This window comes from Anaerovibrio lipolyticus LB2005 (genome assembly GCF_000621545.1).
Taxonomy (GTDB): Bacteria; Bacillota; Negativicutes; order Selenomonadales; family Selenomonadaceae; genus Anaerovibrio; species Anaerovibrio lipolyticus_A.
This window is the reverse complement of sequence record NZ_JHYA01000022.1, coordinates 1-11014: the sequence shown is the minus strand read 5'-3', so window position 1 is coordinate 11014 and position 11014 is coordinate 1. Positions and strand designations below refer to the sequence as shown.

At 36.0% G+C, this 11014-nt stretch carries 13 protein-coding genes; all 13 read right to left on the bottom strand.

From position 1 onward, the window contains the following. Window positions 1-303 precede the first annotated feature (303 nt). Entirely contained in the window at window positions 304-543 is a 240-nt protein-coding gene (locus T355_RS0112045; protein WP_027397961.1) for an IstB-like ATP-binding domain-containing protein, read from the bottom strand. Between the two features lie 238 nt (window positions 544-781). Continuing rightward, complete coding sequence (gene istA / locus T355_RS14410) at window positions 782-2083, bottom strand: IS21 family transposase (RefSeq protein ID WP_231483044.1); 1302 nt, start codon at window positions 2081-2083, stop codon at window positions 782-784. A gap of 315 nt (window positions 2084-2398) precedes the next feature. Beyond that, complete coding sequence (locus T355_RS15560) at window positions 2399-3007, bottom strand: acyltransferase (RefSeq protein ID WP_037330170.1); 609 nt, start codon at window positions 3005-3007, stop codon at window positions 2399-2401. Window positions 3008-3031: 24 nt separating this feature from the next. Further along, on the bottom strand, window positions 3032-3829 hold the full coding sequence (locus T355_RS0112030; protein ID WP_231483042.1) for a class I SAM-dependent methyltransferase: 798 nt from the start codon (window positions 3827-3829) through the stop codon (window positions 3032-3034). 62 nt (window positions 3830-3891) lie between these two features. Next, on the bottom strand, window positions 3892-4371 hold the full coding sequence (locus T355_RS14405; protein WP_197019588.1) for an acyltransferase: 480 nt from the start codon (window positions 4369-4371) through the stop codon (window positions 3892-3894). Window positions 4372-4532: 161 nt separating this feature from the next. Next, window positions 4533-5855, bottom strand: coding sequence for a lipopolysaccharide biosynthesis protein (locus tag T355_RS0112020; protein ID WP_027397958.1), 1323 nt, complete (start codon window positions 5853-5855; stop codon window positions 4533-4535). Window positions 5856-5862: 7 nt separating this feature from the next. Then, window positions 5863-6771, bottom strand: coding sequence for an NAD-dependent epimerase/dehydratase family protein (locus T355_RS0112015; protein WP_027397957.1), 909 nt, complete (start codon window positions 6769-6771; stop codon window positions 5863-5865). Window positions 6772-6777: 6 nt separating this feature from the next. Beyond that, entirely contained in the window at window positions 6778-7908 is a 1131-nt protein-coding gene (locus tag T355_RS0112010) for a glycosyltransferase (protein ID WP_027397956.1), read from the bottom strand. Between the two features lie 51 nt (window positions 7909-7959). Further along, on the bottom strand, window positions 7960-8688 hold the full coding sequence (locus T355_RS0112005; RefSeq protein WP_027397955.1) for an aspartate/glutamate racemase family protein: 729 nt from the start codon (window positions 8686-8688) through the stop codon (window positions 7960-7962). Between the two features lies 1 nt (window position 8689). After that, complete coding sequence (locus T355_RS0112000) at window positions 8690-9328, bottom strand: NTP transferase domain-containing protein (protein ID WP_027397954.1); 639 nt, start codon at window positions 9326-9328, stop codon at window positions 8690-8692. Further along, window positions 9301-9900 (bottom strand): HAD-IB family phosphatase, encoded by a 600-nt coding sequence (locus tag T355_RS0111995; RefSeq protein ID WP_027397953.1) that lies wholly within the window; start codon window positions 9898-9900, stop codon window positions 9301-9303. The genes T355_RS0112000 and T355_RS0111995 overlap by 28 nt, the downstream gene beginning before the upstream one ends. Further along, window positions 9893-10642 carry a class I SAM-dependent methyltransferase gene (locus T355_RS0111990; protein ID WP_027397952.1) on the bottom strand — a complete coding sequence of 250 codons (750 nt, stop codon included), beginning with the start codon at window positions 10640-10642 and terminating at the stop codon, window positions 9893-9895. The genes T355_RS0111995 and T355_RS0111990 overlap by 8 nt, the downstream gene beginning before the upstream one ends. A 64-nt stretch (window positions 10643-10706) precedes the next feature. Continuing rightward, window positions 10707-11014, bottom strand: a 308-nt coding sequence (locus T355_RS0111985; RefSeq protein ID WP_027397951.1) for an integrase core domain-containing protein, incomplete at its 5' end; no start/stop codon positions are given.

Sequence of the window (11014 nt, the reverse complement as noted above, 5' to 3'; positions counted from 1 at the left end):
TTTATAAGCGGTGTTCTTTGAAACTTTTTGAGTTTTTCCAAGTATAATTCTCTTTCTATCATTTCCATCACCTAAATCCATTATAATGAGTTTTTTGATAAAATAAAAGAAGTTTTACAATTATAATTGTAAAACTTCTTTATTCATCTGCGATTTCTTTAACCGGTTTGCCAGATAGGTACAAATCGAAAATCTGTCGTTTGAATTCTTCAGGGTATAGGTTGCCGTTGTGGGCCATGTGAAACACATCCTTTCTTAATCAAGATTTTAATGTGTCGCACTTTTTGTGTCCACTAAATCATACTAACAGCAGTAATTAATATCCATGATACTGGCGGTCGGCTGGTCAAATGAAGCTCCTTTTATAAGGCACCTAAGCCTGTTGCTCTTTCTGGTGTTGTATTCAATATCTACTAAGATAGCGAATTGGTCAGCAAAATCCATATCTTTGTAACGAGGATCCTGTAACTGATTCCAAAATGCATCTGCCATGGCTGAAAGACGCATTTCAATTAGCTTATCTTTAGTGCTTTGGTTACTCATGCGTCTCACCTCCGATAATAGTCTGCACCACGTGTAATGCCGTGTGGTATACATGCTTTTACTGCCTTTTCATTAGGCAATAATTCATTTTTCCGGGTGACAAGTATATTCTTTATATTTTTATAGCTCGGAGATGATGAAAAAGTAAGTGCTTTTTGGCAAGCAGCTTCCAGTAATTCGGCTGAGTGTTTATTTGCCAGCTGCAAAAGCCCCATACAGCTGCGGTAGCCATGCTGTTCTATCTTATTAGAGAAAGTATTTTACTTACTACAATATGCGTATTAACACCTATTCTTGAAGCCCAACTGCGGAAGCGCTCACCATTCCATTGTAAATATTCCTGATGATCTTTGGGCATGTGTTCCGCGACGGTGCTGTATTGTCCTGCAGGGCCATAAAGCCTCATATGAGAGGCAATTCTCTCATGATTACTGAATATCTCTATTAATCTGTCTGTTACCCTGACGCTCACTTTTTTCTTAATGTATTCATAAGGAACAGAGTATAGCATTCCTTCAATTGATATGTGATAATTGAATTGGACGGTTGCGAGTTTCCATTCGCACAGTTCAAAACGGGTAGCAGGTAATGGTGCCAGATATGGTTTTTCTTCCCCAAGAAAAATACTTTCCCTGCTGCCTTCTCTTTTTTGGAAAGGTCGCTGATTAAAAAATATTAATCTCTGTCTGATAGCTTTATTTAGCTCTTGTAGGGAGAAAAACTGCTCCTTTCGTAGTGCAGCGATAATCCATGTGGATATATTGCCAACAGCACCTTCTGCATTTGGTTTATCCTTTGGTGCCCTCACCCTGGCAGGTATTATTGCTGTGCCGTAGTGCTCTGTCATTTCTTGATAAGAATGATTAATACATTGCTCATTCCAGTTACCAGAGCGTACCACTGCAGTTTTACAATTATCCGGTATGAGTATTTTGCTTACACCGCCAAAGAATTCATACATGTGAACATGGGCATTAATCCACGATTTTTGTTTCATATCCAGAAATGCCTCTGCATAAGCATATTTACTGTAGGAAAGGACTCCAACAAAGACATATGCTTTAACTGGTTTACCAGTTTCTGGATTGATAAAAGTCGCTGTGTCTCCTGCCCAGTCTACTTCTATCTGTTCCGCAGGATTACGTTTTATATGCATAGAAGCCCTGCGCTTTTGTTCATCCTGCTGAATGTGGTAACAGAACTGTGAGTACATTAACGGCTTTTGACTGCACTTTTTGCAGTCTTCCACATATTCCATCCAAAGAAGTTTCTTGCTTACGCCGTTGTGCATTAATTCCTTACGAATAAGCTCAAAATTTGGCATTGGCCTGGCAGGAACTTCCCGATGCGATGGAGGAAAGAGTCTGGAAGCTAATACTGCATCTGTGTCGTTAGGGCCTAGATGCCAATGAATATTCAGTTCATTGGCGCGTTTTAGCACACGATTCACAGTTTTCTTAGAAACACCACAACTAGTTGCGATGTTTTGCTGGCTTAATCCTAGACTGGACAGTCTAAGGATTTCGCGGTATTTGGTCATGTTTGTGACCTCCCAAAATTAAATTTACACCATTGGGTGCATGGTTTAATTTTAGGAATATCTGAAAATGGTTTCCAGCACCGGAATGCTGGTTTCCTTAAGAACGGAATAGCGGTTTCCTTCCGCCGGACAGATGGGACACGGAGACCAGATTATTCAATAACATTGGTGCGTTCTGATTTGAAGCCAAACAGTCTACTTTGCAGATTGGCAATCTAGGACTTGTAGTAATGTAACTGTCCAAAATATACTACGTGTCAATAGAAATTCTTTTTTTACAGCCCCCCCGAGAGAAGACTCCTCCCATCTTTTCCACTAATGATTTAACATTTTTACTACACGTGCCGGATTTCCAGCCACCACTGACCATGCAGGTACATCGTGGGTAACTACAGAGCCAGCCCCCACAACAGCGCCTTCTCCAATAGTTACACCTTTAAGAATAATTGCATTCATACCTATCCATGCTTTATCACATATGCGAATAGGGGCGGTGTTTACACCAGACCAGTCTTTACTTGCAATAAGATTACGTCCACTTCTATAATCAACTCTAACATCTTCAAGATCTTTAATCCGTTCACACCAATCCAAAGAATGTGAATCGTGGGTATATACCCATATCCCCCAAGCTAAAGTTACATCATCACCTATAATTATGTCACTATGCGCCAACAGATTTGTTCCAGCTCCAATGTAAGAACGCTTTCCAATACGTATAGTCCCTTGACCTGATTCAAAAATAAAATTACAACCGACAATCGCCTCTTCCTCAATATAAATATATTTCCTTTTTTGAGGAGATTGAATATTTACCGATGTAGTATTTAATACTATTGCACCAGATGTTATTTCTAATATAGGTGCAAATCTCTTCATTGTTCTACGAAACTTATATCGTTCGTATATATTTCTAAGCCCCATAACAATATGTCTCCGTGGCAAATCCTATAACTCTTTACCGGTAATTAACTTATAATCAGAGGCTAATAAACCTGTCCGTTTTATCAGCTTAGTTACCAGTCTTGAAAATCGTAACGCTATTTTTAATTTTAACTGTGATATTTTACTGCGAGAAAAAATATGCACTGTTCCTACACCATAATAGTGCCTATTATAATGTTCTGCTATTACCCTCATACTTTTCTCTGTATAGAACGTAATATGTTGGCCCCCATCCAATACATAATACCACCAGTCATTTGGCTGTGGTTCAGGCACTGGCAATAATAACGTAGATACAATTACAATATCTCCTAATTCCATCATTTTACCGATATCTTCTACAGGATTAGGAAGATGCTCCAACAATTCAAATGCTGTGACTACATCATAATGATCACGTTTCTTATCAAAGTGTTTAGCAAACAAATTTGGGCAATACTTATCATACCTCTCAAAATCAAAGCCGGCATCTCGCATTAACCTGGTAAATAGACCATATCCACCGCCATAATCCAGATGAGTTTTCGTTTTGTTACTGTAACAAAGTTTCAGTATTGCTTGAACTTTATGTGCTAAATCATAATTACGACCTGCTAAACCTATATCTTCATCCACAATTGCATCCGAATAAGCCTCATCTAGCCAATATGGCTTTTCGGTTTGGATACTTCCACAATTTTTACATTTGAAATATTTAATATTGTATTTTTTTAATATTACCGCTTCTCCAAAAAAATCCGTCTTCTGTTCACACACACGACAAATAGGGTTCATTTCATTTCTCTCCTTTCTAATATGCAAATATAAAAACTGCTCCGCTTGCACATTCGTCAATGTAACAATATCATACAGCCAAGCAAGTTTTATAAAGAAAGTTCCTCATCAGATAATCGCCTCACTATTTTGGCAGGGTTACCTGCTACGATTACATTATCTGGAATATCGTGTGTGACAACGCTCTTTGCTGCCACTATACTGTTTTTCCCTATCCTTACGCCCTTCATTATTGATGCCCCAAAACCTATCCACGCATTATCGCCAATAGTTATAGGTTTAGAACGCAAATTGTATTTTTCCGAAAATCCAATGCTACATATATCCTTAAAGTGATAATGCCTGGTCAGTGGTTCAATCGGATGATCATTGCTGTCATGTATATCAACGTTGTGGGCAATCAAAACATTATTACCAATGATAATCTCATTTTCTGACCAAATCCGTGAACCCTCCCCTAAATAACAATAATCTCCCATAATTATTCTGCCAGCATATGGGTAAACAACCAATTCCCCACGTATCTTACATCCTTGTCCTAAGCATATGTTTTTTGCTTTTCCTGACATATTGTTAACACATGAAGATAGGAAAAAATAAGTATCCATCCCGCTAACACAAGAGTCGCTCTGATGTATATTCCAGCATCGCTGTTTTATATGTTCATATTTGCGTAATAACTTTATAAAAATTCTAGAAAACATAGCTACGCACCTATCATCTCTTTCATTTACTCCAAAATTCTCATATTTAAATATCTATGTACACTTATAGTTATTAATATATTTGATACTAGCATACATAGCACAGTAGCTAAACACACTCCTGTAGTTCCTAACTCGCAGTATTTTCCCAAAAAAATGGATAATGGAATGTTTATTGTTGCAGTACTCACGGCCAATATCAACTGCAATTTTAATATCCCCATACCATTCATTACAGTAGCATAAATAGATCCCCAAATCATAAGGAAAAAATAAAACGCCATAGTCCCTATCAAGCCCGTTTCATATTGTAATTCTTTTTGTAACCATATATTTGCAACTGGTTTGAAACAAAATACAGAAACTATCAGAATAAGACCTATTATTGGTAACATTTTATCTAATTTGAATATACTAGTCTTTATCCACACATAGTTCTTTTGCTCCACCGCCATCGTATACTTCGACCATAGCGGAGAAATAAATGCCCCGAAAAGAACATTCATCAAGCCAAATACTGAATAAACAATATGATAAGGCGTGACAAAAATCGGGCCAAACAAATTGGTGATAATCATATTATCAGTCGCATATAAAACTACCACCGCTATCTGAATTAAAAAAAATTTTACTCCCATGCTGCAAATTTTTTTCAATTCTTGCTTACTATATGCATAGTAGTGTGGGATCAAATATCTATAGTCAAACCAAATTTTTCGCGTAAAAATCAGATTTATAATAATGCCAGAAAGACCTATAACAACTGCAACCCCAACAAGGCTATTCTCAACAAAATATGGCAACAGTATAATGCCCAATAAATTTAACATCCCAGTTAAAACGGACATATATCCTACATATTCAGCTTTCTGTATAGCATATAATTGGGATTTTGATAAACCCAAAATAAAATTAATACATATACAGGCGAAACTGATCATCAAGACACTTCTTATGGGTATGCTGGTATTAAAAATTACTGCTAAATCTAAACACGATATTAATATTGCCCCTAAAGTAAACACACTAACAGAAATAATTGAAATGGCAATATATCCAGTTGAGTTAACCTGGTTGGCTCTAGTATTATCTTTAGTCGCTAAACATTGACACAAAACATTACGTAAGCCCTGGCCGATTCCCACATCAAAAAAATTTATCCAGTTTATCACAGAAAGAATAGTTGCCCAGACCCCATATGCTTCTTCACCTAAATATGCCAATAAAGCAGGCGTGTAAAAAAAAGATATGATCATTCCCAATGGTTTACACATCAAACTTAAAAGCATACTCTTTTTTAAGGAATTGTTTTTGACACCTGTATAAAAATTAATTATTTTCTCCAGCATACTGTCATCAATTCTCCATAGTTCTGCACCAGTCCACGTATTCTTTGATTCCCTCAGCAAACTTAATCTTTTGCTGGTAACCTAGCTCTTTAATTCGGTCAATATTGGCTTTCCAATTTAAAGGATCTCCTTCGCGTACTATATTATTAAACGTGACCTTTTCCGTATTTATACCCACATTTTTGGCAAATGTCTCCGCAGCCTGCTTTATAGTAATTTCTTCACCATTAGCGACATTAAAGACAAATACTTTAGTATTAACTGTACCAATTAAATACAGGACATTGATCACATCATTTACATGGATATAATCCCTAGTTTCTCTGCCAGTTCCGAACATGTTAAGGGCTCCATTACTAGCCTTATTAAACATATCCCAAAAAATTTGTTTCTTTAGTCCAGCACCATAGGCAGAAAAGACCCTGGCAATCTTTATATCCATACCATGGTTTTGATGGAAATACCGACACATTTCTTCACACATAACTTTATGTAATGCGTAAGGTGATAAAGGATTCAATTCCACGTTTTCTCGAATTGGTAATGATAATACATTTCCATAAACTGCAGCACTGGATAAAAAAACAACTCTAACACCGTTCATTCCCAAACGGTGCAGCGAAAATAACAAATTATGAGTGAGTGTAACATTACCTGTATAATCCATGTGAGGATTTTTTACCGACTGCCCAACGTCAGCACAACCTGCACAATGAATGATGATATCTGGATTATATTGCTTCAATTGTAGCTCCACATCTTCCACATTCATCATATCTAATCCGATAATATCGAATTCTCGAGCTTTGTCATTATTTCTATCCCACCCGATTACACTATATCCAGCATTTTTAAAAAACAAACCGGTTTTATATCCAATAAAACCAGCTGCACCAGTAACTAAAACTCTCTTCATTTCCAATTATTCCTTATCTAATTCCCTAAGCAATCGCTCAAATCCCTTTGAATATTCAACAGCACGTCTATACATATCATCAATTCCAGCTTTTACATTATCAATATGTTCTTTTTCACTTTCAACCTCTATCAAATCAGCTAATTCTATTGGGTCATGTGGATTAAACAAAATACATTTATTATTCATCTGTTCTCTATGAACTGGAATATCTGAAAGGAGTATAGTTTTATCGAGAATTTTCGCATCTTCCACTACCGTTCCCCATCCCTCAAAAAGTGATGGCTGAATGATATACTTTGCATTTTTCATAATTATTATTTGTTCTTCTCTATCAATAAAACCAAGTAATACACAATGCTCCGCTAAGATAGTTTTTTTAAACATGCTTTTTATATAATTTATATATTCACTATTCCTGTAATCAGCAAATTTTCCAGTAAATACAAATTTAATATCTAAATCATGCCTTTTTAATAATTCTTCTATGGCTTCCAGTACCACAACATGATTTTTATGCTGCCAAAACTGATTAGCAACATAAACATAATCTATGTTGGATAATTTAAACCTGTTTAATACTTCACACTCATCGGTTACAGTAATATGATTTATTATTCCTTCAATATATGATACAAATGGAACCACAACAGTGTTAGGATTATCACAACCAAAATTATTATGATAATCATTTAAAGCAGACTGACTACTAAAAACGATCGGTTGTTTTTGTGTATGCATTTTTTTATACATCTTCTCTTTTCCCTCAATCTCATCAAGTGAAAAAAAAGACGGATAGTGTATAAATTGAAAATCAGGTATCCAAGATATTGTCTTTATTCCCATATAAGATAAATCTGTGTTTAATGGAAACATTACTTTAGGTTTTATATGCATCAATTTGTAATAATATTCTAATTTTTTTAATAGTCCAAAATGACTTTTTATATAAATCACTTCTATTTCTGAGGATAAATCTTTAAAAACCTCCTCAAAATGAGCGTAAGTCAAAACAACAATTTTGTAATTTTTAGATATATAATCATTATGAATAAGCTGAAACACAATATTTTTTTTGTAGTAAAGTCCTCCTATCCAATTTGTAGTATTCAATGCTAAAATCAAGATTTTTTTCATATTTTCTTATATATCCTTTATCTGTAGTCAATAATTATTCATTTCATAAAGTTAATTGACATCACAAGCCATAGTTACCATAATTTTTTTATACTCATCCCGCATGATCTTTAGTGCAATTTCCAAAGGATTATATACATAATCCGAAAATATTTCTTCTTTATACATATCATATAGTATAGGCAATTCTGTACAACCTAAAATACAGGCACTACCTCTATCCACAAAATCAATAAATAAATTTTTTATATTTTCGTCATATTTGTTTTGTTTTACTGCCTCAATACAAAGCCTCAACTTAAAAAATTCTTTTTCATCGGGGATAGAATACTTTATACCTACTTTATCCAGTTTGCTTTGATATACACCTGACAATATAGTTCCCTCTGAAGCCAGCAAGTATACTGCTGGTACATTTTTTTTTACTATTTCATCCACACAGGCATCTATAATATTAACAACTTTATCTTCCGCCTCCGGAAGCACTTTGTAAATATCCTCCAAAAACAAATGAGACGTGTTGCATGCCAAAATAATTCGTGACACCCCACATTTTAAAAGTAGAGACATCGAATTTGTCATAGAGTACAACAATTCTTGACGCCGCTCCCCATACAAAGCTGCTCTAACACGACTAGGCATAACACAGTTATTATCAATAATTATGCGAGGCCGCTCCCACTCTTTCTCCGCAGGAAAAATCTCTGCATACTGTTGAAACAACTTTATTGTGGCATATGTCCCCATGCCACCCAACACTCCAATAGAATAATTATTCATATTATTTTTCCCAACCTTTTATAAATTCAATAGCCCGCTGGTAATCTCCGTAAGTATCAATATCACAGGCTCTAATTTTTACTCCGGGAAGGGGAATATACGGTTCCAACACATTAAAAACATTACTGGAACTATACTTTATTCTGTCACGCCGCAAACAGCAAGGCCCAGTCCATTCGTAATCACCATTTTGTCGTGAAAACCCTGTAACCTCACCTTTTTCGTTCAAGGACAGATACACCGCATCTTCAGAGCGCTTATCTGCGTAAGCAACCCACTCCCCCTCTTTAGCCAGTAGCATTTTTATATCATCAGGATGCACCAATAAGTCTCCATCATATTCCAAGGCAAATTCATTACCATCTCTAGCCCCTAAATAGTAGCTGGTTCCTGTCTTAGTATTAAAGTAATCATGATTATAAACAAAAATAGCATCTGGACGATATTTACGTACTTCCTCGACTACAAGGTTGGCCTCGAACCCTACTACAATACGAATATCATCCACATCCTTGAATAAATCTAGTTGCCAATGAATAAGTGTCTTGCCATTTATATCAATAAGTGCCTTGGTTGTTCCTAGCCCAAGCCGTGAACCGATGCCCGCACAGGTTATAACAACTGATTTAGCTGTCTGCATAATGCCACCTCATTTAGTACAAGATAATTTGCCACAGATATTACCCCTGGTGCTGGGCTATGGGTAAGCCCGGATGCGATAGCCACATCAGCCATGCGCATAGCTTCCACATCATTATTGCCATCACCAATAAATACCACTCGATGGCCTTCATCCTTATATTTTCTGACAATATCTTCCTTCTTCAATATCTTGGTTAGTTTTATCACATTATCATTTTCCATTTGTCCGGACGAACAAAAGCACTCACAATCAATTTTATTAGAAAGTTTCTCTATCCAGCAGTCAAGATTACCTGTGGCAATACTGCAGTTTTTCTTATGTTGCCGAATAAAATCAACCACTTTGTCATAGGTTTCCACTTCACTAAGCAGTTCATTTATTTCGCTTGCCGGCAACTTTCCCAATATATACACCCGACGTATAAAAGACTCTATAAACGGTACTTGCCCCGCCACAGTTGCTTTAGTCAAATCATTTATTTTTTCCTCAACATTGAAATGACGGGCGATGATGGGTAATGTCTCATATTTGGTTATCGTTCCATCCAAATCAAATATAAACTTAGTCATATCTACGCTCCAATAAAAAATAGTACTGTGTGGTTTCTTTACGATTATTTAATGACTCATCATATAAAAAGTCTTCCTCTTTTATGGTGAACCCATTTTTCAACATTGAATTATTCATCATCTCTACCAATTCATCTCTGGTTCTATAAATAGCATTATAGGTATCAGCTAACTCCTCAGAAAAGTGCTCTTTTAATGTGAGACGTTCACTTATACCTATAGGCCCCCTCATCACAATAAGTGCCTCATTATCCACTATTTCACATATCTCCTGAAATGTTCCCTCCACATCTATATCATTCAGATAATGCCAACTTCCCATAAACAATATTCGATTAAATTTGCCCCCCATTTGATGTTTTAACAAGCAATCAGCAATCTCATTACTTTTCCCATTAAAGAAAAATCTGTTATTCTTTCCCTTATTTAATTCCCTAGCTTTCATAATAAAATCTTCGCAAAAATCAATACCACAATATCTATCAATATCCATGGTAATAGCATCCGACCAGCGACCAATACCACAGGCAATATCCAGCACCTTGGAATTATTATCCAAATGCAAAAGCGGCAGCAGTTTCTCTACCTCTTTAGCATTCCTTTGTTTCACCAGCTCTGGGTTATTATCTTGATACATTGTAACTGCATAAGGATTATCTTTATTAAATTTTCTTGCCCTATTGAGAAAAAACACTTGCGTCTCATCATAATTTATCTCTTCTTTACCACCTAATATTCTCATTATCTCCCGATATCCTTTCTACTGTTGGTCTTATGTCAATAAAGTGGACACCGAAAGTGCGACTTTACGCCGCACATTCTGCATGAACTGCAGCTGGTGTCTTGTAGCCTAAGCTACTATGAGTCCGCTTGCGATTGTACCAGGACTCAATATATTCAAAGATGCTATCATAAGCTTCTTTTGAATCTTTGTAAACATGCCTGTAGATTTCCTCTTTTTTAATTAAAGCATGAAATGACTCTATACAGGCATTATCATATGGGCATCCTTTACGACTGTACGAATGACATATTTTTCTACTGGCCAGAAATCTTTCAAAGATGTCGCTGGTGTATTGTGTTCCCAAATCACTCTGAAGAACAATCCCTTCAG

Excerpts from the sequence above, each read along its gene's own strand:
- T355_RS0112045 (WP_027397961.1), bottom strand. The coding sequence starts at position 543 with ATGAGTAACCAAAGCACTAAAGATAAGCTAATTGAAATGCGTCTTTCA.
- istA (WP_231483044.1), bottom strand. The coding sequence starts at position 2,083 with ATGACCAAATACCGCGAAATCCTTAGACTGTCCAGTCTAGGATTAAGC.
- T355_RS15560 (WP_037330170.1), bottom strand. The coding sequence starts at position 3,007 with ATGGGGCTTAGAAATATATACGAACGATATAAGTTTCGTAGAACAATG.
- T355_RS14405 (WP_197019588.1), bottom strand. The coding sequence starts at position 4,371 with ATGTCAGGAAAAGCAAAAAACATATGCTTAGGACAAGGATGTAAGATA.
- T355_RS0112020 (WP_027397958.1), bottom strand. The coding sequence starts at position 5,855 with ATGCTGGAGAAAATAATTAATTTTTATACAGGTGTCAAAAACAATTCC.
- T355_RS0112015 (WP_027397957.1), bottom strand. The coding sequence starts at position 6,771 with ATGAAGAGAGTTTTAGTTACTGGTGCAGCTGGTTTTATTGGATATAAA.
- T355_RS0112010 (WP_027397956.1), bottom strand. The coding sequence starts at position 7,908 with ATGAAAAAAATCTTGATTTTAGCATTGAATACTACAAATTGGATAGGA.
- T355_RS0112005 (WP_027397955.1), bottom strand. The coding sequence starts at position 8,688 with ATGAATAATTATTCTATTGGAGTGTTGGGTGGCATGGGGACATATGCC.
- T355_RS0112000 (WP_027397954.1), bottom strand. The coding sequence starts at position 9,328 with ATGCAGACAGCTAAATCAGTTGTTATAACCTGTGCGGGCATCGGTTCA.
- T355_RS0111995 (WP_027397953.1), bottom strand. The coding sequence starts at position 9,900 with ATGACTAAGTTTATATTTGATTTGGATGGAACGATAACCAAATATGAG.
- T355_RS0111990 (WP_027397952.1), bottom strand. The coding sequence starts at position 10,642 with ATGAGAATATTAGGTGGTAAAGAAGAGATAAATTATGATGAGACGCAA.